The sequence below is a fragment of the Hymenobacter monticola genome (assembly GCF_022811645.1).
GTDB lineage: Bacteria > Bacteroidota > Bacteroidia > Cytophagales > Hymenobacteraceae > Hymenobacter > Hymenobacter monticola.
On sequence record NZ_CP094534.1, the window covers coordinates 1,079,126 to 1,101,470 of the forward strand.

12 protein-coding genes, 1 tRNA gene and 3 rRNA genes are annotated in these 22,345 nt (G+C 59.5%); 4 read left to right on the forward strand and 12 right to left on the reverse strand.

Annotation, left to right across the window (positions count from 1 at the left end; genetic code table 11):
• Window positions 1-167 precede the first annotated feature (167 nt).
• The 3 genes from uvrB to MTP16_RS04750 all read left to right on the forward strand — a co-directional run bounded on the left by uvrB (window position 168) and on the right by MTP16_RS04750 (window position 3,534).
• Window positions 168-2,207, forward strand: coding sequence for an excinuclease ABC subunit UvrB (gene uvrB, locus MTP16_RS04740; protein ID WP_243516360.1), 2,040 nt, complete (start codon window positions 168-170; stop codon window positions 2,205-2,207).
• Between the two features lie 74 nt (window positions 2,208-2,281).
• Window positions 2,282-2,752, forward strand: a complete 471-nt coding sequence (locus tag MTP16_RS04745) for a hypothetical protein (protein WP_243516361.1) — start codon at window positions 2,282-2,284, stop codon at window positions 2,750-2,752.
• Window positions 2,753-2,826: 74 nt separating this feature from the next.
• Complete coding sequence (locus MTP16_RS04750) at window positions 2,827-3,534, forward strand: head GIN domain-containing protein (RefSeq protein ID WP_243516362.1); 708 nt, start codon at window positions 2,827-2,829, stop codon at window positions 3,532-3,534.
• 147 nt (window positions 3,535-3,681) lie between these two features.
• On the opposite strand, the gene MTP16_RS04755 is transcribed toward MTP16_RS04750, so the two are convergent.
• Both MTP16_RS04755 and MTP16_RS04760 read right to left on the reverse strand, forming a co-directional pair.
• Window positions 3,682-4,929: a metal-dependent hydrolase family protein gene (locus MTP16_RS04755; RefSeq protein ID WP_243519972.1), complete on the reverse strand. Its 1,248-nt coding sequence runs from the start codon at window positions 4,927-4,929 to the stop codon at window positions 3,682-3,684.
• A gap of 254 nt (window positions 4,930-5,183) precedes the next feature.
• Window positions 5,184-5,648 carry a carboxypeptidase regulatory-like domain-containing protein gene (locus tag MTP16_RS04760; RefSeq protein WP_243516364.1) on the reverse strand — a complete coding sequence of 155 codons (465 nt, stop codon included), beginning with the start codon at window positions 5,646-5,648 and terminating at the stop codon, window positions 5,184-5,186.
• 436 nt (window positions 5,649-6,084) lie between these two features.
• Between MTP16_RS04760 and MTP16_RS04765 the strand changes: the two genes are divergently transcribed.
• Window positions 6,085-7,317, forward strand: a complete 1,233-nt coding sequence (locus MTP16_RS04765) for an NADP-dependent isocitrate dehydrogenase (protein WP_243516377.1) — start codon at window positions 6,085-6,087, stop codon at window positions 7,315-7,317.
• Window positions 7,318-7,533: 216 nt separating this feature from the next.
• On the opposite strand, the gene MTP16_RS04770 is transcribed toward MTP16_RS04765, so the two are convergent.
• The 10 genes from MTP16_RS04770 to MTP16_RS04810 form a co-directional block, all read right to left on the reverse strand.
• A complete protein-coding gene (locus tag MTP16_RS04770; protein ID WP_243516378.1) occupies window positions 7,534-8,187 on the reverse strand; it encodes a hypothetical protein in 654 nt (217 codons plus the stop codon).
• 154 nt (window positions 8,188-8,341) lie between these two features.
• The gene (locus tag MTP16_RS04775) at window positions 8,342-11,491 is read right to left on the reverse strand and encodes a glycoside hydrolase family 2 TIM barrel-domain containing protein (protein WP_243516379.1); all 3,150 of its coding nucleotides are present in this window, start codon (window positions 11,489-11,491) and stop codon (window positions 8,342-8,344) included.
• 180 nt (window positions 11,492-11,671) lie between these two features.
• Window positions 11,672-13,222, reverse strand: a complete 1,551-nt coding sequence (locus MTP16_RS04780; RefSeq protein ID WP_243516380.1) for an alpha-N-arabinofuranosidase — start codon at window positions 13,220-13,222, stop codon at window positions 11,672-11,674.
• 249 nt (window positions 13,223-13,471) lie between these two features.
• A complete protein-coding gene (locus MTP16_RS26070) occupies window positions 13,472-13,765 on the reverse strand; it encodes a hypothetical protein (protein ID WP_380286595.1) in 294 nt (97 codons plus the stop codon).
• Window positions 13,766-14,521: 756 nt separating this feature from the next.
• Window positions 14,522-14,633 (reverse strand): 5S ribosomal RNA (gene rrf / locus MTP16_RS04785).
• A 90-nt stretch (window positions 14,634-14,723) separates the two neighbouring features.
• Window positions 14,724-17,642: ribosomal RNA gene (locus MTP16_RS04790) — 23S ribosomal RNA — on the reverse strand.
• Window positions 17,643-17,816: 174 nt separating this feature from the next.
• A tRNA-Ile gene (locus tag MTP16_RS04795) sits at window positions 17,817-17,890 on the reverse strand.
• Between the two features lie 101 nt (window positions 17,891-17,991).
• Window positions 17,992-19,505 (reverse strand): 16S ribosomal RNA (locus MTP16_RS04800).
• Together the 16S, 23S and 5S rRNA genes with 1 tRNA gene alongside form the textbook arrangement of a ribosomal RNA operon.
• A gap of 68 nt (window positions 19,506-19,573) precedes the next feature.
• Window positions 19,574-19,855, reverse strand: coding sequence for a hypothetical protein (locus tag MTP16_RS04805; protein WP_243516382.1), 282 nt, complete (start codon window positions 19,853-19,855; stop codon window positions 19,574-19,576).
• 381 nt (window positions 19,856-20,236) lie between these two features.
• Window positions 20,237-22,333, reverse strand: a complete 2,097-nt coding sequence (locus MTP16_RS04810; RefSeq protein WP_243516384.1) for a hypothetical protein — start codon at window positions 22,331-22,333, stop codon at window positions 20,237-20,239.
• Between the last annotated feature and the right edge of the window lie 12 nt (window positions 22,334-22,345).

A 22,345-nucleotide genomic window follows, 5' to 3' on the forward strand; every position in this document is an offset into this window, starting at 1 on the left:
CCCGAAGCTCCTGCTTCGGCCCGGGCGAACATCAACCGTTCAACGCGGGCCGGAGCAGGAGCTTCGGGGTACAAGTTGTGTCATACTTTTCCTCGCTTCCCGCGAAACCCAATTTCCTCCGTTATGGTTAAGGTAGGCTGAGCATTTCGGCCTACCTTTCCCGTTGCATGGAGTACCAACTTACCTCTGAATTTAAGCCCACCGGCGACCAGCCCACCGCCATTGCCAAACTCGTGGAGGGCGTGAACAACGGCGAGCCGGCCCAGGTGTTGCTGGGTGCCACCGGCACCGGCAAAACCTTCACCATGGCCAACGTCATTGCCGAAACCGGCAAGCCGGCCCTGGTGCTGTGCCACAACAAGACGCTGGCCGCCCAGCTTTACGGCGAGTTCAAGGCATTTTTTCCGAACAACGCCGTCGAGTACTACATCAGCTACTACGACTACTACCAGCCGGAAGCCTACATCGCCAGCACCGATGTCTTCATCGAGAAAGACTTGGCCATCAACCAGGAAATCGAGAAGCTGCGGCTGCACACCACCTCCACCCTGCTCAGCGGGCGGCGCGATGTCATTGTGGTAGCTTCGGTGTCGTGCATCTATGGCATCGGCAACCCCGAGGAATTTGCCAAAAACGTCATTTTTCTGAAGCCAGGCATGCGCTACACGCGCAACAACCTGCTCTACCAGTTCGTGCAGATTCTGTACTCGCGCACTGAGGTGGAGTTTTCGCGCGGCACCTTCCGGGTGAAGGGCGACACGGTGGACGTGTTTCCGGCCTACGCCGACTACGCCATCCGTATCTACTTCTTCGGCGATGAAATCGAGTCGGTGCACAAGATTGACCCCGTCAGCGGCAAGAAGCTGAGCGACGAGGCCCACGGCATTGCGCTGTATCCGGCCAACCTGTTCGTGACCGGCAAGGAAACGCTGAATTCGGCCATCAAGCAGATTCAGGATGACATGGTGCACCAGCACGCCTACTTCGAGAAGGAGGGCCGCGACGCCGAAGCCAAGCGCATCATGGAGCGCACCGAGTTCGATTTGGAGATGATTCGGGAGTTGGGCTACTGCTCGGGCATCGAGAACTATTCGCGCTATTTCGACGGGCGCACGCCGGGCTCGCGGCCGTTCTGCCTGCTCGACTATTTCCCCAACGACTACCTACTGGTGGTGGACGAAAGCCACGCCACCATGCCCCAAATCCGGGCCATGTGGGGCGGCGACCGTAGCCGCAAGACGGCGCTTATTGAGTACGGCTTCCGCCTGCCCTCGGCCCTCGATAACCGCCCACTGACCTTCAACGAGTTTGAAAGCATGTACCGGCAGGCGGTGTTCGTATCGGCCACGCCGGCCGACTACGAGCTGGAGCAAAGCGGGGGCATCATCGTGGAGCAGATTATCCGCCCCACCGGCCTGCTCGACCCCGAAATCGACCTGCGCCCCAGCATCAACCAGATTGACGACCTGCTGGACGAGGTCGACAACCGCGTGAAGCAGGGCGACCGCGTGCTCGTGACCACCCTCACCAAGCGCATGGCCGAGGAGCTGAGCAAGTACATGGACCGCTTGGGTATCAAGGTGGAATACGTGCACTCCGACGTGAAAACGCTGGACCGCGTGGAGATTCTGCGCAAGCTGCGTCTGGGCGACATCGACGTGCTCATTGGGGTGAACTTGCTGCGCGAAGGGCTCGACTTGCCGGAGGTAAGCCTCGTGGCCATTCTGGATGCCGACAAGGAAGGCTTTCTGCGAGACCAGCGCAGCCTGATTCAGACCATGGGCCGCGCGGCGCGGAATGACCGGGGCAAGGTGATTATGTACGCCGACCGCATCACCGGCTCGATGCAGCGCGCCATCGACGAGACAAATCGCCGACGCGCTACTCAAATGGCCTACAACGAGGAGCACGGCATCACGCCGCGCACGGTGCGCAAGTCGCGCGAGGCCATTATGGGCCAGACCGACCTGGCCGACTACCGCATTGTGGAAACCACCGGCTACGCCACGCCCGACGACGGCGCCGCCCTGGCCTTGGCCGCCGAGCCCGTGGTGGCCATGATGACCAAGCCCGAACTCGAAAAGCTCATTAAAACCACCGAAAAGCAAATGGAAGCCGCCGCCAAGGACCTGGACTTCCTCACGGCTGCCAAGTTGCGCGACGAGCTGGCCGCGCTGCGCACCATGCTCAAGGGCAAGCGCGACTAGCCGGTTGGCACGATATTCGGCACGGAAGGACCGGGCAGCCACGGAGGCTGCCCGGTCCTTTTCTTTTCAGCCCTATGAAACCTTGGCTACTTTTCGCCGCCCTGTTGCCGTGCCGGCTGGCTGCCGCGCAGGCGGTGCCCGTACCGCTGCCGCTGCCTCAAACCAACATGCAGCCCACGGTCGTCATCACCCCGATGGAAAACACGCCGAGGGTGCGCTATCAATATCAGTTGGTACACCCGGTGTCGGATTGTGTGTGGCTGGCGCCGGCGTGGCGGGGCCAGGTGAAACTAGAGCCCGCCCGCAAGTTTATCAACACTAATTTTCAGGGTGAGTTGGAAGGCTTGCTCATGCGAACCATCAACGAGTTGGTGGCGGAGGGCTGGGAATTCGTTGAAATCCGCACCGAATCAAAGCCATACGGGGCTACGCAAAAAATCGAGAAATCTCCCCAGTCAGCCGACCCCACCAATCCCATTTATGTGAGCACGACCTCATTTCATACTTCGTCGGACACGCGCTACCTTTTCCGCAAAGCCCTGTAGATTTGAGGAAGCCAGACAACCGGAAGCACGGGGCTGGCAATTGAATCACTTTCACCTTTTATTCTGCATTTCTGATGAAAACACTCCTTTTTTCCACGGCTGTAGCGGCCGTCACGTTTGCCGCCTGCACGGCCCAGGCCCAGGTGAAACAGCCCCGCCAGGTAGGCAGCTTCCAGGCAATAGAATCCAGCGGCGGCATCGACGTGGTGCTGACGCAGGGCAGCGGCACCTCCGTGGTCGTCGAAGCTTCCGACGAGGCCCAGGCCCACCTCGTGACCAAAGTGGAAGGCAGCGCCTTGAAAATTGGCTGGGAATCGGGCTTCTCCTGGAAAAACCTGCTCAGCAACAACCACCATGCCACCGTGTACATCACCTGCCCGCGCCTCTCGGGCCTGAGCCTGAGCGGCGGCTCCGACGCCAAGGGCCAGTCCGCCTTCTCGGCCGACGACTTCCGCCTCCAGGCCAGCGGCGGCTCCGACGTGAAGCTCAGCCTCACCGCCAAAAGCCTCACCTGCTCCGCCTCGGGCGGCAGCGACGTGGACCTGAGCGGCCGCGTGGAGCGCCAGACCGTGGACATCAGCGGCGGCTCCGACTACAACGCCTTCGGCCTGCGCAGCACCGCCGCCACCGTGCGCGCCAGCGGCGGTTCCGACGCCAGCCTGACCGTGGATGGCGAGCTGACCGCCAGCGCCGGCGGTGGCTCCGATGTGCGCTACAAAGGAGCCGCCCGCCTCACCAACGCGTCCCACTCCGGCGGCAGCAGCGTGCGGCGTGTGCAATAAATCGAGCATAAATGCTTGGCACACCCTATTTTCGCAAATTAGATGAGCCCGTTGGGGCATAAATTCTAAAGCCCAAACCTGACCTGTTTGGGCTTTTTTTATACCATTTATGCAGCACAAACCTTTTGTGCACTTAGTCAACCCTTGCTAAGGCTGCTTGTAAAGCGCGCCGCCCTTCATTACCAGCCGCACTTGGCGCACGGCGGCTACGTCCTGCGTGGGGTCGCCGGCCACGGCCACGAGGTCGGCCAGCAGGCCGGGGCTGATGCGGCCGCGGTCGGCGAGGTGGAAGATGCGGGCGTTGCCGCTGGTGGCCTGGCGTAGCACCTGCAGCGGGCTGAGGCCGTAGTCGCGCACCAGCAGCTCCATTTCGCGGGCGTTGTCGCCGTGGGCAAATACTCCGACATCGCCGCCCAGCGCCAGCGTCACGCCGGCTTTCAGCGCGGCCTGCATGCTGAGGTGCTTTTGCTCCACGCGCGGCGGTAGGGCATCCTGGCCTTTTTTCCAGCCTTTGTATTGGGCAATGGCGTCGGTGGCAGCCACGGTGGGGCACAGGGCCACGCCGCGCTTTTTCATTAGCTGGAATACTTCCAACGTGCCTTCGTCGCCGTGCTCAATGGTTTCGACGCCGGCCAGCACGGCGCGGCGCATGCCCTCGGGCGTGCTGGCGTGGGCCACCACGCCCCGGCCCGCCGAGCGCGCGGTTTGCACTATCAGGGTTAGCTCTTCTTGCGAGAAGGTGGGCTGGGCGCTGCCGCCCGGGCCCCAGCGGTAGTCGGCGTACACTTTCACCACGTCGGCGCCCTTGCCCATCTGCTCGCGCACGGCCCGGGTGATGCCGTCCACGCCATCGGCTTCCTGGGCACCCTGGGGCACGTCTTCGTCGACCGACAGCTTAGGGCCGTAGCTGCCCGTGGCCACCAGCGCCCGCGTGGCCACCAGCAGGCGCGGGCCGGGAATAATGCCCTTGTCGATAGCTTGCTTAAGGCCCACGTCGGCGTAAACCGCCCCTTCGGTGCCCAGGTCGCGGGCCGTGGTGAAGCCGGCCAGCAGCGTGCGCTGGGCATGCGCCGTGGCCCGCGCCACGCGCAGCGCCTGCGATTCCAGCAGCACCTGGTCGTTCCAGGGCGTTTCGTTGTAGGGGTGCAGCAGCAGGTGCGAGTGGCCTTCGATGAGGCCCGGCAGCAAGGTAAGGCCGGGCAGTTCCAGGGTGCGCCCGCCCGCGGGCAAGGCCAGCTGCGCCGCCGGGCCAGCCGCCGTTATCCGGTCTTTTTCGACCAGCACGGCCCAGCCGGCGTGCAGGTCCTGGCCATCGAATACGGCCGCAGGCCGCAGCAGCACGGCCGCCGGGGCTACGGGTCCAGCAGCGGGCTGCGCCTGCGTTTGCCAAGCCACACCGGCCAGCGAGGCCGCGAGGCCCCATCGCCGCACGCACCCGGCCAACGCCACCCTGCTTAATCTTTTACATAAAATTCCAAACCGTCGCATGGCGCAAGGCAAGCATCCTGGCATCACCCGATGCCGGCGAAGCGAAGCTACAGCCCGGACTTGATGAAGGCCGCGCCCCGGGCTTTAAACTACAGCGCCCCCAGCCGGAAAGGGCTGGGGGCGCTGGTAACACGCAACGAAAAATGCGGAATGGGTCCGAACTAGAGGCGACGCAGGGTGCGGCGTACTTCGCGGTGGGCGGTTTTCATATAGGCTTTCAGCTCCTGCTTGCGGCCGACTTTGATGGGCTGGGGCGAGGCCAGCCGCAGGGTGGTATCGGGCGAGTCAGGCTGCACCGACACAGTTTCGTCGGCGAAGCCGGCGTAGCTCACGGTGAGCGGCACGGCGGCTGCGGTAACCGGCAGCAGCACGCTGAATTCACCGTTGGAGTTGCTCACGGCCATTTCTTTGGTGCCCACCACCTTTATCACCGCGCCGGGCAACGGGCCGTCGGGGTTCACCACGCGGCCGATGAAGGTGCGGGTGGCGCCGTCTTCGCGCGGGCTGCTGGCCGTGCGCGGCGTGTAGGCCGAGCTGCTGGCATAAACGGCTTGCGCCTGCGCGGTGAAGCTATTGAGTGTCAAGACCGCGAAGAAGGAAACTACCGAGAGAAACGAAGCGCGCATGAGCAGAGAAAAATGGCGTGATGGCTACCGTTGTTGAACGATATAAATTTAACCTTGTACCCTTCCCATTTTTACCACTCCCTGGCTCAATCGACTGACTAGCACGGCCAATGGCAGCATTTTCTCCGGCAACGGAAATAAACGGCTTGCAAACGTGGCATAACCAATAACGACTTGCCTCTAACCAAGAAGCCACACGTCCTCAATGACTGAGTGACATTCATTGCCCTGCTACCGCAAGGTGAGGCATGCACCGCTGGAAACGTAGCGGCGGGCGAAAAATTCGGGCCGGATGGCAATAGGATGCGGCGGCTGCACCGGCTGGCTGTAGTTTTGTGTAGCACCTGCGGAAAGCAAAGGAGGCACAGCCGCCTGACTGCCTACTCTACTTTCCGCGCTTGCCCACGCCAACTACATCTTACTTAAGCTTTTACCCATGACCAAAATAAAAGTAGCCAACCCCGTGGTGGAACTTGATGGCGACGAAATGACGCGCATCATCTGGAAATTCATCAAGGACAAGCTGATTACGCCCTATCTGGAGCTCGACATCAAGTACTACGACCTCGGCATTGAGTACCGCGACCAGACGAACGACCAGGTGACCATCGACGCGGCCAACGCCATCAAACAGTACGGCGTGGGCATTAAGTGCGCCACCATCACCCCCGACGAGGAGCGGGTGAAGGAGTTCAACCTGAAGCAGATGTGGAAGTCGCCGAACGGCACCATCCGCAACATTCTCGATGGCACGGTGTTCCGCGAGCCCATCGTGATGCAGAATGTGCCCCGCCTGGTGCCCAACTGGACGGCCCCGATTTGCATTGGACGCCACGCTTTCGGCGACCAGTACCGCGCCACCGACTTCGTGACCAAGGGCAAGGGCAAGCTCACCATCACCTTCCAGCCCGAGGACGGCGGCGAGGCGCTGTCGTTTGAGGTGTTCAACTTCAAGAGCGACGGCGTGGCCCTGGCCATGTACAACACCGACGAAAGCATCCGCGGCTTCGCCCACGCCTGCTTCAACCAGGCCCTGATGAAGGGCTGGCCCCTGTACCTGAGCACCAAGAACACCATCCTGAAGAAGTACGACGGCCGCTTCAAGGACATCTTCCAGGAGATTTACGAGCAGGACTACCTGGCCAAGTTCCAGGCCGCCGGCATCACCTACGAGCACCGCCTGATTGACGACATGGTGGCCTCGGCGCTGAAGTGGAACGGCAACTTCGTGTGGGCCTGCAAAAACTACGACGGCGATGTGCAAAGCGACACTGTGGCCCAGGGCTTCGGCTCGCTCGGCCTGATGACCAGCACGCTGGTGACGCCCGACGGCGGCACCATGGAGGCCGAAGCCGCCCACGGCACCGTGACGCGCCACTACCGCGACCACCAGAAGGGCAAGCCCACCAGCACCAACCCCATCGCCAGCATCTTCGCCTGGACGCGCGGCCTGGAGTTCCGCGGCAAGCTCGACGGCAACCAGGAGCTCATCGACTTCTGCCACGCCCTGGAGCAGGTGTGCATCGAAACCGTGGAAAGCGGCAAAATGACCAAGGACCTCGCCGTCTGCATCCACGGCAACAAGGTGGAGCACGGCCGCGACTACCTCTACACCGAGGAATTCCTGGAAGCGCTGGACCAGAACCTGCAAGCCAAGCTGGGCAAGTAATTCGGTCTTATTTTAAAACGAAAAAAGGTCCCCGCCGATTGGTGGGGACCTTTTTTATGCCCCGGCTACCGCTTTAAGTAATGGGGCAGAAGTAGGCAGATGAAGCAAGGCACCGCCGGTCCGACTGCCCCAAGCGGTCAGACCGGTTGAAGCCACAACTTTCGGTTGCCCAACGGCCTGGTCCGACCGCATAGGCATTTCCTTTAGCCCGACTCTTTAAAGGGAGGCTGTGCCGCGAATCATAATGCGCGGCGGGCTCCCGGGCGCAGGGGCCGGCTTGGGTATTTCTTTGTGCGCAATCTGAATTTCAACCCAAGTAATGGCCCCGAGAGCAGCGGCGTGGGTTACCTTGACTTCGCCAATGGAAGCATTCGCCACGCGAATACTGGCCTCGCTCGTCAGCATCCCGTTTATTGAATAGCGCACGGTCCCCTCGGCCCCGAACAGCTGACCTATTTCGGCCAGCGTGCGGCTTTTCACTGCTGCATGCGCTCTTGGCGTAGGAGTAATGTCGATGATGCCGTAGGTCGTCAGATTGTGCCAGGGTCGGGGCGCATCAGCCCCTTTGTACACGCGCAGCTTCTGCACGTCGTCCGGTTTGATATTCGCGAAGCCGTTGTCGATAATTACCTGCGAGTTGAGGATGTACAGCGGAGCGGGGGCTGCCGCTGCGGGCCGGGGCGCTACGTTGACCTGCGGCACCGCAGCTCCGGCGGACGGCCCAACAGGCACGCCGACCAGCGGCCTCCCGGACAGCACAGCCGGCATTCGAGGAGCAAGGGGAGCTACTGCTTTTTGCTGCGCCCAAGCCGGTAGCCCGGTCAGGCAACAGATGGTTAGCAGCAGCGAGGCAATTCGGAGGTGGCGCATGGCGAAGGCGTTAAGGACAAGAGAGCAGTGTAAAGACGCAACCCTTTGCGTCCGTCGATGCACAACATCCCTTGGCAACGGATGTCTGAACAGCAAGGTACCGGTCGCTCAACTACGAGATGCGAAGCGTCACGCTTTTACACATCCTTGGGCCCTACAGCTTCTTGTCATCCACCAGTCGCAAGGTATAGGTGTAGGAATACTGCTTGTCGAGCAGGCGGTAGGGGTCGTGGGGATAAGCGCCCCAGCTGTTGTCGCCGCCCACGCCGCGCTGCTTCAGGTCCACGTTCAGGAACACCCGGTCGTGGCGCTTCACGTCGCTGATGTGCTGCTGCTTTTTGGTGAGGCCGGGGTCCAGTTCTTCGGTGCGCACGTCGAGGGCGCTGAAGCTGAGCGGCTGGGCGCCTTCGATGCGCAGGCCCTGGCCGGTGGCGTTGGTGAGGACAAGCCAGCGGACATCGGTATGGTAGCCGGCTTCCTGCGGCCGGATGTAGGTGTTCGGAAACTGGTTGCGCACCGAGTCGCGGTACAGGCCCAGGAAGGTGGCGGTGTTGCGGTCCTGATAGTTTTCCCAGGGGCCGCGGCCGTAATAGCTCAGCTGGTTGTAGCGGCCGGGCAGTTCCATGCGCATGCCAAAGCGCATGAGTTCGGGTAGGTCGCGGCCGGTCATGTCCATGGAGGCCGTCACCTGCACGGCACCGTCGGGGTTGATGAGGTAGGCCACGGTATAGGGCACGTTGATGTCGGTGAGCAAATACTCCACCTTAATGGGCAGGCCGGCGGCCGATACCCCCCCCACCGTCACGCGCTGCACTTGGCGGGCCGCGTGGGCCGTGCGCCACACGCCCAGCCGCTGCGGGACGCCGCTGCCGAAGTCATTGTCGGTGGGTGCGCGCCAGAAGTAGGGCTCCGGGTACTGCCCAATTACCTGGTTGCTGCCGCGGCGGTAGTTGCTCAGGCGGCCCTGGGCCGTGTTAAATTCGCCGCTGACCTCGCCGGCGGCAAACGTCAGCTTGTCGCCCTCGCGCTTGATTTGCAGGTCGGGGGCGGCCACCGCCGGACGCGCAAAGTAGGCCGCGTCGGGCGTGAGGCGGAACTGCTCGCGGGCCACCTCGTGGCTGGCCGGCAGCAGCGCTTCGGCGGCCTTGGTGTGGGCAAACACGTTGAGCACGTACTCGGTGCCAGGCTCGCCCGAGAGCTCGGGCAGGGCCAGTTTCACTTCCTGCTGCTGGCGCGGAGCGGGCTTGGCGGTAAAGGTGCCCGACTTCACGGCCACGCCGTTTTTCAGCAGCTCCCAGCGAAAGGCGTAATTATCCAGGCGTTTAAAAGAAAACCCGTTGAGCACCGTGATGCGGCCCGAAGCCGGCTGCGCGGCGCTGAAGCGGATGTCCTGGTACACCTTTTTCACCTCCCACAGGCCGGGGTGCGGGGTGCGGTCGGCGGCCACGAGGCCGTTGGCGCAGAAGTTTTCGTCGTTCTGGCGGTTGTAGCCGCCCAGGTCGCCGCCGTAGGCGAAATAGGGGAGGCCGTGGTCATCGGCCCGCAGGCCTTGGTCAACCCAATCCCAGATGAAACCGCCCTGCATGTGCGGCTTGCTCCGAATCAAGTTCCAGTACTCCTGAAAATTGCCGCTGCTGTTGCCCATGGCGTGCGAATATTCGCACATGATGTAGGGGCGCTTCTTGTCGGTGGCTTCGGCGTAGCGCCGCATCGCGCCCATGCCAGGGTACATCGGGGCCACGATGTCGGTGTTCACATCCTCGCCGGCCTGCTCGAAGGAGATGGGGCGCGAGGGGTCGCGCTGCTTCAGCCAAGTATAGGCCTCGTGAAACACCGGGCCGTTGCCGCACTCGTTGCCCAGGCTCCAGATGATGACCGAGGGGTGGTTTTTGTCGCGCTCCACCAGCCGGTCGATGCGGTCGCGGTGCGCGGCGGCCCACTCGGGCAAGTAGGCCGGGTGCTTGCTCTTGTCGAACCCGCCCTGCAGCTCGGCTCCGTAGCCGTGGGTTTCGATGTTGGCCTCGTCCACGAGGTAGAAGCCCAGCTCGTCGCAGAGGCGGTACCACCGCTCATTGTTGGGGTAGTGGCTGGTGCGCACGGCGTTGATGTTGAAGCGCTTCATCAGCTCCAAGTCCTTGCGCATCCCGGCCTCGGTCACCACGCGGCCGGTGGTGGGCTCCCACTCGTGGCGGTTCACGCCGTGCACCTCTACGGGCATACCATTCACCAGCAGCTGGGCGTTTTTGATTTCCACTTGGCGAAAGCCCAGCGCACACCCCGTCACAGCCAACGGCTGGCCCTGCGCGTCCTCCAGCGTAAGGCGGCACTGGTAGAGCGTGGGAATTTCGGCGCTCCACAACTGCACGTTCCTGATGGTGCCGGCCAGCCTCACCGTCGCGGTGCCCCTGGCGGCCAGGGCAGGCGCGGGCTGTTGCTGGCGCAGCACGGTTTTGCCGCTGGGGTCGAGGATTTCTACCGTCAGCCTGCCGGCGGCACCGGCAGCGGGCGCAAAGTTCCGCAGCGTCACGTCTGCCGCGAACTGACCATTCTTGTAGCTGGGGTCAAGGTCGGCATGGGCGAAGAAGTCCCAGACGGTTTGCTTGGGCAGACTGTAGAGGTACACGTCGCGGTCAATACCCGACACGCGCCAGAAGTCCTGGTCTTCGAGGTAAGACCCGTCGTGCCAGCGGAACACCTGCACAGCCAGCGTGTTTTCGCCCGGCCGGAGGTACTTGGTGATGTCGAATTCGGCCGGCGACTTGGCTACCTTGCTCATGCCCACGCGCTGCCCGTTCACGAACACCACCGCGTAGCCCGAGATAGAGCCAAAATTCAGCAGCACCTCCCGGCCCGCCCAGCCAGCCGGCACCGTGAAGCGGCGCCGGTAGCTGCCCACCGGGTTGTCGCGCCCGTCAATGAACGGCTGATTGCGCGGAAACGGGTACGCCACGTTGGTGTAGATGGGCAGCCCGAAGCCCTGCATCTCCCAATTGGCGGGCACGGCAATGGTTTTCCAGTTGGCGTCATCAAAATCAGGCTGCTGGAAATCGGTGGGCCGCCGGTCGGGCCGGGCCACGTAGCTGAATTTCCAGGTGCCGTTCAGGCTTTGGTAGTAGGGCGAGCGGGCGTAGTCGTTGGCGGCCACATCGGCTGCCCGGTCATATACCATAAAGCTGGCGTGCGCCTTTTCTTTATTTTGGTCCACGGCTTGGGGGTTCTCCCACTCGTTGGGCGGGGCCGACTGGGCCCGGGCCGCACCACCCGCCAAGAGCAAAGCGGCGGCCAGGTAATAAAGAACGAACATATTTAGCGTTTGGGATATGGCCGTCATGCCAAGCTTACAGAGGCATTTTCTGTGCTGAAGCCCTTAGTTATGCTGTCACGTTGAGTACAAAGCAGAACGTTCTCACGTTGAAATGAATGTTTCATCTTGAGAAGACCCTTCGCAGTGCTTAGCAGCATGACAGCTTTGGGCCCCTCTCCCCTACTTCAGCTCCAGCACGACCACCGACTTGGCCGGCAGCGTCACAGCCAGCTTGTCGCCCTTCTTTTTGGCGCCGGTGAAGGCGGCCAAGGCCACAGTGCCGGGTTTGTCAAACGTGTTGTAATCGTTGATTTTGGCCGAAGTCAACACCCGCCCGGTCACGGTTTTCCAACTCACGCCGGGTAGGGCCGTTTCCAGGGCTAGGGGCTTGTTGGGGTCGAGGTTGACGAGGGAAATGTGCACCGCGCCGCTTTTGTCTTTGGAAGCCGAGGCGTTCAGGGCCGGGATTTTTTCGTTGCCAAACACGTAGTCGGGGCTGTTGAACTGTACGGGCAGAAACTCGGCGTCCTGGTGCACCTGGTAGAGGTCGAACACGTGGTAGGTGGGCGTGAGCAGCATCTTCTCCTTGTCCGTCAGCACCAGGGCCTGCAGCACGTTCACGGCCTGGGCCAGGTTGGCCCCGCGCACCCGGTCGCAGTGGTTGTTGAAGATATTGAGCGTGGTACCGGCCACCAGCGCGTCGCGCAGCGAGTTCTGCTGGTACAGGAAGCCGGGGTTGGTGCCGGGTTCTACGTCGGTCCACACGCCCCACTCGTCCACCAGCAGGGCCACCTTCTTGTCCTTGTCGTACTTGTCCATAATGGCCGCGTGGCGGGCCACAATGGCGTCCATGCGCAGGCAGTTGCGCAGCGTGCTGAAGTACATATCCTCCCCGAAGCCAGTAGCCTTGCCCTTGCTGCCGCTCCAGCTGCCGGTGGGCAGCGTGTACTGGTGCAAGGTAAGGCCCCACATCTGGTTCAGCGGGATGTTTTTCATGCACGTCTCGGTCCAGTTGGCGTCGTCGCCGTTGGCCCCGCTCACAATGCGCTTGAGCTTGGTGCCGGGGTAGTCGTGGGCGAAGGTGGCGTAACGCTTGTACACGTCGGTGTAGTACTGGGCGGTCATGTTGCCGCCGCAGCCCCAGCTTTCGTTGCCGATGCCCCACCAACTCACCTTGTAAGGCTCGGGGCGGCCGTTTTTGCGCCGCTCCAGCACCAGGGGCGTTTCCTCGTTCGAGTTGAGGTACTCCATCCACCCGGCCATTTCCTGCACGGTGCCGCTGCCCACGTTAGCCGCCAGGTAGGGCTCGGTGCCCAGCAACTGGCACAGTTCAAGAAACTCGTGTGTGCCGAAGCTATTATCCTCCAACGTATTGCCCCACCACAAATTCAACATTTTGGGGCGCTGGGCGGCGGGGCCCACGCCGTCGTGCCAGTGGTAGGTATCGGCGAAGCAGCCGCCGGGCCAGCGCAGGTTGGGCACGTGGATTTTTTGCAGCGCCTGCACCACGTCCATCCGAATGCGGCCCTGCTTGGGCACGTTCAATTGCTCATCCACCCAAAAACCGTCGTAGATGCAGCGCCCTAGGTGCTCGGCAAATTGCCCCTGAATGTGCTTACTGATAAGAAGCTTGGGGTCGCCGGGTTGCACGGTAAGTTGCACGGGCTGGGCCGCAGCCAGCAGCGGCGCGCCTGCGGTCAGCAGGGCAGCAAGGGAGCGAAAGAAGCGCATTTATAAACGAGGTATTGGGTGGGATAAAGTCAATGAGCGAAGCAACGCTGCAAGTTAGATTATCGATTGTGTAAATGCGTCGCGCCTAAAACAAACATTGGGGTTCAATCACGAAAATCTACAGCCTAACAGGCCAAACTAATTTTCACCCGTAACGCACTGCCTCAGATTCTACCCCAAACCCCGACTTTTAGCGGCTAGCAGCACACGTTAGCTCCTTGCAATATGGCATGGTCGAGGATAGCCAACTTATATTGCTCGGGCTTGAATAGCTCCAGCACGTCTCTGGCATTTATAGCCTTTTTTCAGCCACCTGGCCAGCACGTACGAAGTTTGCTGCGAGCCGATAAACCCGTAACATTCCAATTTATGGCCGTTCATCCACATCACGCCCCTGCCCCAAGCACGCAGGTCGAGGTAGGTATCAGCGGGCTTGTCTACGCCGAAAGAGGCAGTACGTATAACCAGCCTCGTATTGGCTGCAGGCTGTTTGCAGGCGGCTCTCACGGCGGTGGGGGCATAGTCGAAGGGCAGCCCGGACATCTGCTAGTCCCGCACCTTTTGTCCATCCAAATACTAGATTTTAGTGATGTTCTAGCTATTCTGCAACAGGTAGGGCCCGAAGTTGATGTGCACTAGGTTCTCCACCAGATTGTCCAGCTGCACTTGGCCCAAGGACAACGCCACATCAACGCCCTCCTGCCGCAGTTGTGGTTGAGGGTGCTCATTGCTGCGCGTTCACCAGCATCATGGCGCATTCACGCAAGCCGTCAATGTGCAGCATTTTAGTGCCACCGTCGGATACCAAGGTTCGGTACACGACAAAGCCGTACGCCTGCTTCAAAACCTCAAACCTAAGTGGCGTGGTGCTTGCCACCGGCGCGGTTAAGCACTTAAGCAGGTCCACGCTGGCAGAGAGCTGTAACGCCGGCAAAGCCACGCTCGACTTGACAGCGGGCGCATACAGCAGCGGCTGGTTAGCGGGCCGGTACCGGGCTATTACTTACCGGAAGGCCATAAATTTATGTGTTGCATACCGGCCTAATCCAGCGGGCACATCGTAATCGTAGCTACTGATTTGGGGCTCGTAGGGCTCAGCACCACTTACAGGCCCTGCTCCTGCGTCATCGTCACGAAAGCGCCACATCGTTATTTCCCGTGAACTCATACTGGCTCAACTAGAGCTGGTGCACATTTCAGAACAGCAAGTTCCCACCCTATGCAAGTTACGGGCATAAAAAGCAAAACCCCTCCTGGTTCGCTGATGAAAGCGTTCGAGGAGGGGTTTCCTGTTGATAAGATTGGCGGCGACCGACTCTCCCACCGGTGAAGGCAGTACCATGGGCGCACCGGGGCTTAACGGCTCTGTTCGGAATGGGAAGAGGTGAACACCCGGGCTAAAGCCACCATTGCTGGCGGGCTGTTGCGTGTTCGTGCAACAACTCAATAACTCGACGCAAGGGGACAAAAACGAAGCGCTGGGCGCGCACTTGACGACATAGTAGAGAAGCCCTCGGACCCTTAGTACGGCTCAGCTATTCCATTTCTGGTGTTTCACCTGCCGCCTATCCACGTCGTCATCTCCGACGGTCCTTCCATTGGGAAATCTCATCTCCAGGGGAGTTTCGCACTTAGATGCTTTCAGCGCTTATCTCGTCCCAGCGTAGCTACCCGGCGCTGCACCTGGCGGTACAACCGGCGCACCAGCGGCTGGTCCATCCCGGTCCTCTCGTACTAAGGACAGGTCCTGTCAAATTTCCAACGCCCACCACAGATAGGGACCGAACTGTCTCACGACGTTCTGAACCCAGCTCGCGTGCCACTTTAATCGGCGAACAGCCGAACCCTTGGGACCTTCTCCAGCCCCAGGACGTGACGAGCCGACATCGAGGTGCCAAACCTCCCCGTCGATATGAGCTCTTGGGGGAGATCAGCCTGTTATCCCCGGCGTACCTTTTATCCTTTGAGCGATGGCCCTTCCATGCGGAACCACCGGATCACTATATCCGTCTTTCGACCCTGCTCGGCTGGTCGGCCTCACAGTCAAGCCCGCTTCTGCTATTGCGCTCTGCGTCCGGTTACCAAGCGGACTGAGCGGACCTTTGAAAGCCTCCGATACTCTTTTGGAGGCGACCACCCCAGTCAAACTACCCAGCAGCCACTGTCTCCCGGCGTCCGGGATTAGGCAGCAGGCACAGTAAGGGCGGTATTTCAACGTCGGCTCCCCGAGAACTAGCGTCCCCGGCTCAGCGCCTCCCGCCTATGCTACACATACTGAACCCACCACCAATGGCAACCTATAGTAAAGGTGCACGGGGTCTTTCCGTCCCGTGGCGGGTACTCGGCATCTTCACCGAGACTACAATTTCACCGAGCTCACGGCTGAGACAGCGCCCAGATCGTTACACCATTCGTGCAGGTCGGAACTTACCCGACAAGGAATTTCGCTACCTTAGGACCGTTATAGTTACGGCCGCCGTTTACCGGGGCTTCGATTCAAGCCTTCGCCTTGCGACTAAGCTCCCCTCTTAACCTTCCGGCACCGGGCAGGTGTCAGGCCTTATACGTCCGCTTGCGCGTTAGCAAAGCCATGTGTTTTTGTTAAACAGTCGCCTGGGCCTTTTCACTGCGGCTTCTGGTATTGCTACCAGGAAGCGACCCTTCTCCCGAAGTTACAGGTCCATTTTGCCGAGTTCCTTGGCCGTGATTCACTCGAGCGCCTCAGGATGCTCTCCTTGACTACCTGTGTCGGTTTGCGGTACGGGTGATAATGACGTTAAAACGCTTAGCAGGTTTTCTTGGCAGTCGGATTAGGCACACTATCCGCGTGGCCCGAAGGCCGTGCGGTACTGTCAACTTTCGGCTAGGTCCGCGTACTTAACTACGGTCCCACTACCTACGGTCTTTAACGGGCACTTCCGTCCGCCCGCGGTGCTTTCACTTCTGCGTCACTGCATCACTTGCCATCATCAGTACAGGAATATTAACCTGCTGTCCATCGAGTTCACCTTTCGGCTGCCCCTTAGGTCCCGACTAACCCAGCTCCGATTAGCGTTGAGCTGGAAACCTTAGTCTATCGGCGTGCGGGTTTCGCACCCGCATTATCGTTACTCATGCCTACATATGCGTTTCTCCACGCTCCACCATCCCTGACGAGACGGCTTCACCGCAAGGAGAATGCTCCCCTACCACGTAGTCATCTTGCAGACTACATCCAAAGCTTCGGTACTAGATTTGATGCCCGCGTATTATCGATGCCCGGTCGCTCGACCAGTGAGCTGTTACGCACTCTTTAAAGGAATGGCTGCTTCCAAGCCAACCTCCTGGCTGTCAAAGCAACTGGACCTCCTTTGTTCAACTTAATCTAGATTTAGGGACCTTAGCTGTTGGTCTGGGTTCTTTCCCTCTCGGCCGGGGACCTTAGCACCCCAGGCCTCACTGCCGGCTATAGCCGTTGGCATTCGGAGTTCATCAGGATTCGGTAGGCTCTGACACCCCCTAGTCCTATTGGTAGCTCTACCTCCAACGACCTCGACGCCGACGCTGTACCTCAATACATTTCGGGGAGTACGAGCTATTTCTCAGTTTGATTGGCCTTTCACCCCTACCCACACGTCATCCAAATCCTTTTCAACGGAAACTGGTTCGGTCCTCCAGTGCCTGTTACGGCACCTTCAACCTGCGCATGGGTAGCTCACAAAGTTTCGCGTCTACCCCCTCTGACTGCGCGCCCTGTTCAGACTCGCTTTCGCTGCGGCTCCGCGTTTACAAACGCTTAACCTTGCCAGAGAGGAGTAACTCGTAGGCTCATTATGCAAAAGGCACGCCATCAGGAGACGAACTCCCTCTGACTGCTTGTAAGCACACGGTTTCAGGTTCTTTTCACTCCGGTATTCCCGGTTCTTTTCACCTTTCCCTCACGGTACTCGTTCACTATCGGTGTCTCAGGAGTATGTAGCCTTAGCGGATGGTGCCGCTCGCTTCAGACGGGGTTTCTCCGGCCCCGCCCTACTCAGGGTACCGCTACCGTGAACCAGAATTGTCGCCTACGGGATTCTCACCCTCTACGATGTGCTTTCCCAAGCACTTCGGCTAACTCGGTTCAATCAGATGTCGCGGCCCTACAACCCCGGACTGGCCGTAACCAACCCGGTTTGGGCTCCTCCCCGTTCGCTCGCCACTACTTGGGGAATCATTGTTATTTTCTTTTCCTGCAGGTACTTAGATGTTTCAGTTCCCTGCGTTTGCCACTGTGAGTCAAGCTCATCAGTTCTCACATCTTCCATGTGAGGGGTTGCCCCATTCGGAAATGCTGGGATTAACGGGTATGTGCCCCTCCCCCAGCCTTATCGCAGCTTATCGCGTCCTTCGTCGCCTCTGAGACCCTAGGCATCCCCCGTGTGCTCTTCGTTACTTCTCTTTCGTAATCAACACTTGTTTGAATGCTCCATTGCTGGAGCCAAGTGCGCTACGCTTCGTTTTTGTTACCCCTTACGTCAAAGAACGTGTACTGCTTTTGTGTCTAACAGTAGTGTAGAAAAGCCCCTGTTGAGCTAATCCAGTATTATATAACAACGGGTTACGGTCGTTAGAGTGGGCCTGCCTGGACTCGAACCAGGGACCTCTACATTATCAGTGTAGCGCTCTAACCACCTGAGCTACAAGCCCAAAACCCGTGTCAAGATTATTTGAATGATGGAAAAGACAACAGCAAGTTGTTCATTATAAGCGTCTCACTTTACACGAACCCACGAGTCGAACTGCTCCAGAAAGGAGGTGATCCAGCCGCACCTTCCGGTACGGCTACCTTGTTACGACTTAGCCCTAATTACCTGTTCTACCCTAACCGGCTTCGTTGCGGAGCACCGGCTTCAGGTCTACCAGACTTTCATGGCTTGACGGGCGGTGTGTACAAGGCCCGGGAACGTATTCACCGCGTCATTGCTGATACGCGATTACTAGTGATTCCAGCTTCACGGAGTCGAGTTGCAGACTCCGATCCGAACTGAGAACGGCTTTTCGGGATTGGCGCACCATCGCTGGTTGGCAACCCGCTGTACCGTCCATTGTAGCACGTGTGTAGCCCTAGGCGTAAGGGCCATGATGACCTGACGTCGTCCCCGCCTTCCTCACTGCTTGCGCAGGCAGTCCATCTAGAGTCCCCGCCTTGACGCGCTGGCAACTAAATGTAGGGGTTGCGCTCGTTGCGGGACTTAACCCAACACCTCACGGCACGAGCTGACGACGGCCATGCAGCACCTTGCTTTGTGTCCCGAAGGAAAGCCTCATCTCTGAGGCGGTCACGCGCATTCTAGCCTAGGTAAGGTTCCTCGCGTATCATCGAATTAAACCACATGCTCCACCACTTGTGCGGGCCCCCGTCAATTCCTTTGAGTTTCACCCTTGCGGGCGTACTCCCCAGGTGGGATACTTAACGCTTTCGCTAAGCCACCGACATTCTATCGCCGGCAGCGAGTATCCATCGTTTACGGCGTGGACTACCAGGGTATCTAATCCTGTTCGCTCCCCACGCTTTCGTGCCTCAGCGTCAGTTACAGCCTAGTCAGCTGCCTTCGCAATCGGGGTTCTGGATGCTATCTATGCATTTCACCGCTACAGCATCCATTCCGCCAACCTCGTCTGTACTCAAGCTATCCAGTTTCCAGGGCAGTTCCGTTGTTGAGCAACGGGCTTTCACCCCAGACTTAAACAGCCGCCTACGCACCCTTTAAACCCAATAAATCCGGACAACGCTTGCACCCTCCGTATTACCGCGGCTGCTGGCACGGAGTTAGCCGGTGCTTATTCACCAGGTACCGTCGTCGGAGCACGCATGCCCCTTATTCTTCCCTGGCAAAAGCAGTTTACGACTCAGAAAGCCTTCATCCTGCACGCGGCATGGCTGGGTCAGGATTGCTCCCATTGCCCAATATTCCCTACTGCTGCCTCCCGTAGGAGTCGGGCCCGTATCTCAGTGCCCGTGTGGGGGACCAGCCTCTCAGCTCCCCTAGACATCGTCGCCTTGGTGGGCCGTTACCCCGCCAACTAGCTAATGTCACGCAACCCCATCCTTGACCAATAAATCTTTAACAAAGAGACGATGCCGCCACCTTGTTTTATGCGGTATTAATCCGCCTTTCGGCGGGCTATCCCCCAGTCAAGGGCAGGTTGGTTACGCGTTACGCACCCGTGCGCCACTATGGTATTGCTACCACCGTTCGACTTGCATGTATTAGGCCTGCCGCTAGCGTTCATCCTGAGCCAGGATCAAACTCTCCATTGTAAAATTTCTCTACACCCATGCGAACATGGGCTGATGTCGAGTGCGAATCCGACTCGTATTTGACGAGTTCATGTCTTCGTATTACGCTTGTAATTGCTGCTTCCGACATTGCTGCCGGAAGCCCTTACTACTTGTCTTTTCCAAACATTCAAAGAACGTGTACCATGCCCAGTTGGCGTGATAGTGCGGCCGTTACCGGCCTGTTTTTCTTGCTTCGTTTTCCCTTTCTTTTCGATTGGGAGTGCAAAGGTAAGAAGAAGTTTTGAAGTGGCAAGCGAAAGAGGAAAATTTTTATTTTTCTTCGACCCGCTTTTCAATTCCTGGCCGCCTCCTTTTGAAGCGGGGTGCAAAGGTAAGGCCCTTTTTTCGACCGAAGCAAGGGGCGCCGAAAATTTATTTTTCTAGCACTTTGCCCGGCCGCCGTGAGAGACCAGACAACGCCGCCTTTCGGGAAGTTCCTTCTCTTTTCAACTTTTTCTGCCGACGCTTTCGCGGCAGCACCCGATACCCGTTTGGCGATTGGGAGTGCAAAAGTAGTGGGACTTTTTCAGAAAGCAAGGGCTAGTTCAAGAAAAAAACTTGGGCTACTCTCAAGTTTTACTACAACAGGCTCTTTAGCTGGCAAGTAAAATCATTAACCGGAACACTCAACCGCCCTTGTCACATAATAGGTCTTAGGATTGGTATTGAGCCAGGGAAGTGATGTCGTTTTATGCGAGGGAATAGTTAGGCTACTTTGCTCGGCGCACGGATTTTCGGGTGCGGGCTGGTGAGGGGGTGATGCTGAATCGGATTTTGGGCGAGCCAGCAATCATTTCAAGGGCGAAGTCAGCTGAATTGAGGGAGGTGGGACGGGCCTGGGCGGTTTGTATCTTGGTGACCAGACTAGCAATGTCCAGTACCTGTTGGGATGGATTGCGCCACGGAATGGGGTCGACAATGGCTTTGTCGGTACTTCCGTCGACTTGACGGAGAAGCTTGACGAAGACACCTTCTTCTTTCGACTCTGGGTCATCGAGGCCGAAATGTAGCGCTTCGGGCTTGAGTTGTATATCCAGCATTTGTATGCTTCCTGTGAACAGGCACAACAGGACGTTTTTAGAAAGCGCGGCCCGGCGTATGGGTTGTTGAGGTGTCTTATCATCAGCGCTGGTGTAACCCTGCACTACCATATCGGGCCAGCCGGCTACTATTTCGGAGCGGATAAGCACACCGCTGAGGCCTTGGGCACGGTAGGGAAACCGAAAGGCATCGTTGAGGACCTGTTCGTGTTCCAGGTCTTGGCCAATTACCCGGCCGAGGCTGGCGGCTCCGTCTAGTAGCATGTCCATCCAGTGGGCGTCGACCTGGAAAAACCGTATTGATTCGGCCGGCAATAGGTTTTCGTCGGGCACGAGGTAGCTGAAGGGCACATCAACGAGGAGGCTGGTATCGGCAAACCATTTGGTTACGGCCGGTGGCACGTCGGCTGTGGCGGGGGCCTGGGCTAGCGCGGCGGGTGCAGCCAGCTGCAGTGGCGAGGTATGCAATAATGCTTTCTCCGCGACTAAATGCTGCTGGGAAACGGTGCGCTTCCAATTATACAGGGCTACAGAGAAAGCTTTGCTGCTCAGGCCGAGCAAACGTCCTAGCTCCCAGGCAGCGGCGTAGGATACGTCGAGCAGGCCGGTATTGGTGTGATAGCGCAGGAGGGCGTCGGCGGCGCGCACGGGTGGGCCGGCGACGGCTACGGGGTCGGCAGCTGGGGTGAGGGGGCCGTGATACCATGAGACGAATTGCTGGCCGTCGCGGAATTGGTGCGGCAGGGGGAGGAAGCCGGCCCCAAGCAGGTTTTCGGCAACGCCGTTGCGGGTGGGCAGGCACAGTGTCGCAACGTCGAGCGCGTGCACCAATTCGCGGAAGGTGATGAGCCGTTCGGAGGCTTTGAGCAGGGCGGCGCGGTATTCGGTGGGTACGTCGTGGCCCAGCAGCTTACCGGCCTGAGCGAGGAAAGCGGTTTGGCCATCTATTTCCACCTCAATGAGGGACGCAAGCTTATCGGCGTCGGCCTTGAAGGCGGCGTTTTGGCTTTTTAAGGTTTCGGCGGCGGCCGGTTGCAGCAAGTAGGTGCGCAGGCAGGTGAAACTCCAGCTTTTCAGGCTTACCAAACTCACAGAATTGCCGGTGCCGGCGTCGAATGTGCCGTTGGGGTAGCGGTTTTCCAGCGAAACCAGGTGGACGGTGCTGCGCACGCCCTTGGCCGGCAGCCGATTGCCGACAATGACGGCTTGCTCGGGGCCTTCGATGCCGGCGGCGTCTTTGCTGCGGCGTACGTGGCAGAGCAGCTTGAGCTCGGCCAGAGTGGGCAGTGACTGCACGGCCGTGCCCTGGACTGGCAGTTCCAACAGGGTGACGGGCGCATCGGGGTCTTCGCCCGGCTCGGGGGTAAAGCGGGGTAGTTGCTCAATAAGCTTCGAGAGCTTGACGGTGCTGGTGGTGAACTCCTCCCCTTCTTCTAATAAGAGCAACGCCAGCCACGGGCTTTCAGGGTCGTCGGGTTTGGCGAGACGCTCCCAGGGGGCGGTGCTGCGCGTGAGCACGAGGTGAGGCAGGATGTTGGCGTGGTCGAGCTGGCTGCCTTCGGGCGGAAACACGGCCTGGATGTGGATGGGCTTCAACAGCAGCCGTTCGCCGGCTACCGAAAAGGCCAGTTGGGTTTCGAACTTATTGTTGGCATCGATGCCAGTAGCGCTCAGGGCTTGGGACACGGCAACGGTGTAGTCGCCGGGCAGCAGGCCGGGTAAGTGAAACTGCAGAAACTCCAGCTGCGCAGGTTGCTCGTCGACCATGGGAAGGGGAAA

Coding starts and splice junctions, on each gene's coding strand:
- uvrB (WP_243516360.1), top strand. CDS start 168: ATGGAGTACCAACTTACCTCTGAATTTAAGCCCACCGGCGACCAGCCC.
- MTP16_RS04745 (WP_243516361.1), top strand. CDS start 2,282: ATGAAACCTTGGCTACTTTTCGCCGCCCTGTTGCCGTGCCGGCTGGCT.
- MTP16_RS04750 (WP_243516362.1), top strand. CDS start 2,827: ATGAAAACACTCCTTTTTTCCACGGCTGTAGCGGCCGTCACGTTTGCC.
- MTP16_RS04760 (WP_243516364.1), bottom strand. CDS start 5,648: ATGCGCGCTTCGTTTCTCTCGGTAGTTTCCTTCTTCGCGGTCTTGACA.
- MTP16_RS04765 (WP_243516377.1), top strand. CDS start 6,085: ATGACCAAAATAAAAGTAGCCAACCCCGTGGTGGAACTTGATGGCGAC.
- MTP16_RS04770 (WP_243516378.1), bottom strand. CDS start 8,187: ATGCGCCACCTCCGAATTGCCTCGCTGCTGCTAACCATCTGTTGCCTG.
- MTP16_RS04775 (WP_243516379.1), bottom strand. CDS start 11,491: ATGTTCGTTCTTTATTACCTGGCCGCCGCTTTGCTCTTGGCGGGTGGT.
- MTP16_RS04780 (WP_243516380.1), bottom strand. CDS start 13,222: ATGCGCTTCTTTCGCTCCCTTGCTGCCCTGCTGACCGCAGGCGCGCCG.
- MTP16_RS26070 (WP_380286595.1), bottom strand. CDS start 13,765: ATGTCCGGGCTGCCCTTCGACTATGCCCCCACCGCCGTGAGAGCCGCC.
- MTP16_RS04810 (WP_243516384.1), bottom strand. CDS start 22,333: ATGGTCGACGAGCAACCTGCGCAGCTGGAGTTTCTGCAGTTTCACTTA.